The sequence below is a fragment of the Streptomyces hainanensis genome (assembly GCF_004348415.1).
Lineage (GTDB): Bacteria > Actinomycetota > Actinomycetes > Streptomycetales > Streptomycetaceae > Streptomyces > Streptomyces hainanensis.
On sequence record NZ_SMKI01000942.1, the window covers coordinates 1 to 446 of the forward strand.

The following is a 446-nucleotide window of genomic DNA, read 5'->3' on the forward strand; positions in this document are numbered from 1 at the left end:
GGGCACGGGCGGGTCGAGCACCGGCTGGTCGCCGGCGCCGCCCGGGTCCTCGGTGCCCTGGCCGTCCGACTCGGGCGTCGGGGTGGCGCCGACCGTCGTCTGGTCGCCGCCGGAGCGACCCTCGTCCCGGCCGCCGTCGTCCGGCTCGCCGGTGCCGTCGCCGTCGGGGAGGTCGTCGGCCGGCGGGTTGTTGTCCGGCACGGACAGGCTGGGGCCGCCGCGCACCTCGTTGACCCGGCCCTGGCCGCCAAGGATGGAGGCGGCCAGCGCGGTACAGCCCACCACGGCGGCGACCGCGCCACCGGCGGCCGCCGCCATCCGGGTGCGCTGCCGCGGTTTGCGGTGCGAGGGCGGGGTACGGCGCTGACCCACGGGGCCCGGTATCTGGTGCACGGTCGGCTCGGTCGGCACGGTCGGGGCCGCCGGGGTGGGGGCTGTGGCGGAGG

General features: G+C 79.8%; 1 pseudogene. It reads right to left on the reverse strand.

Annotated features, from left to right (window positions below):
- Nucleotides 1-372, reverse strand: a pseudogene (locus tag E1283_RS36890) (hypothetical protein); the annotation flags it as partial.
- Between the last annotated feature and the right edge of the window lie 74 nt (nt 373-446).